General features: G+C 67.8%; 2 protein-coding genes. Both read right to left on the bottom strand.

Going from position 1 to position 1,642, the window contains the following annotated elements:
* Positions 1-26: 26 nt before the first annotated feature.
* The gene (locus AAH979_RS42885; protein WP_346263850.1) at positions 27-722 is read right to left on the bottom strand and encodes a hypothetical protein; all 696 of its coding nucleotides are present in this window, start codon (positions 720-722) and stop codon (positions 27-29) included.
* Positions 719-1,567 carry an IS5 family transposase gene (locus AAH979_RS42890; protein WP_346263851.1) on the bottom strand — a complete coding sequence of 283 codons (849 nt, stop codon included), beginning with the start codon at positions 1,565-1,567 and terminating at the stop codon, positions 719-721. The genes AAH979_RS42885 and AAH979_RS42890 overlap by 4 nt, the downstream gene beginning before the upstream one ends.
* Between the last annotated feature and the right edge of the window lie 75 nt (positions 1,568-1,642).

Below are 1,642 nucleotides of genomic sequence, written 5' to 3' on the forward strand. Positions count from 1 at the left end.
TCTGAGAGCGTGTTTGAGAAGGGCACCTACGCGTCCGGGCAGTCGTAGATGCCTTCGGAAACTGGTTTCCAGGCGCCGTGGTCCTCGCGTGCGCTCAACCGGTCCGCTTCACGGGCGGCACGCACCAACTGCTCGGTTGTGCGGGGGACGGCGGCCAGGAACACCGCGCCGACGTGGTGACAGAACATCGGACCGTGTTCGAGGGGCCGCAGCGACTCGCCCGCGAGGGTAGCCAGATCCTCTGTGCTCCAGTTCAGCGGCCCGGCCACCGCCTGCAACTGCGAGAGCCGGTGCCATGCCCCGCCCAGCATTCCTCTGATGGTGCTCATCGACAGCCCGACGAACGGGAACTCTCGCACCCCGAAGCCGCGGTTACGCATAAGACCGTGCAGGACGGCCGGGAACGGGTCCGGGTCCGCCGGATCGCGAGCCGGCAGAGGCTCGGGTGCCGCGCCCTCATCTGGCATGGCGAGTAGGAACTCGCGCAGGGCCGCCAACTGAGGGTGATTGCAGTAGGTCACGCGGTAGGCAAGCGTGCGCATGACGTTCCTGTCGCGGTCGGGCGGCAGCAGGTGTCCCGGCACCGGATGGCCCGCGACGACGAGCACGTCGGCCACGGGTAGGCCGAGTTCGGCGGCGATCGCTCTCAGCCGCAGCGTGTCGCAGTCCCGGCCGTTGTCCAGCAGATCACGCAGAATTTCGGCCCGCGACATATCGATCACCGTACGGCATCTGCAAGGTCGTCGAGGGTCCAGACGTGCTGACGGCGGGCGGGCCCGCCCCGGGCGAGGCGGCGGGTCATGGTGTTGATAGCGGCCCAGCGGATCATCGCCTCCGAGGTGGCGGGGTCGCGTTCGTAGTCGCGGGCGAGGCGGCGGTGGGCGGTAAGCCAGGCGAAGGTCCGTTCGACCGGCCACCGTCGGGGGATCAGGACGAAGCCTTTCTGGCCTGCGGGTTTGCGGATGATGTGCAGGGTGGTGGTCAGGATCCGGGTAGCCCAGTCGACGAGGCGGCCGGCGAAGCCGGCGTCGGCGAGGACGTACCGGACCGGTGTGGTCAGGTAGAGGCTGAGCAGGGTGGTCTTGGCGCCGTCGCGGTCCTGGACGCTGGCGGCGCAGACCATGACGACGAGGATGAGGCCGAGGGTGTCGGTGACGATGAACCGTTTGCGGCCGTTGATCTTCTTCCCGGCGTCGTAGCCACGGCTGTGCCGGCCCACGGTGTCGGCGGCCTTGACGCTCTGGGAGTCGATGATCCCGGCCGACGGTCGGGGGTTGCGGCCCTGCTGGAGGCGGAGCTGTTCACGAAGGTGGTCGAGGATACGTTGTGTGACCTCCTCCTGTTCCCAGCGGACGAAGTACCAGTAGACGGTCTGCCAGGGCGGGAAGTCGGCCGGAAGCTGCCGCCAGGAACAGCCGGTACGCACGACGTAGAGGATCGCGTCCACGATCGTCCGACGGGAGTGCTTCTCCGGCCGGCCACCAGAACGAGGCGGTGGGAGCAGCACGGCGATGTGACGCCACTGGGCGTTGGTCAGATCGGACGGGTACCGACGCTTGCGGGGCATGCCGAGGGCAACGATCCATCCACGACCATCACCCACACACCAAGTCCGACCCACCGCTTCTCAAACACTCACTGA

It is taken from the genome of Plantactinospora sp. ZYX-F-223 (assembly GCF_039649625.1).
In the GTDB taxonomy this organism is placed as follows: Bacteria; Actinomycetota; Actinomycetes; order Mycobacteriales; family Micromonosporaceae; genus Plantactinospora.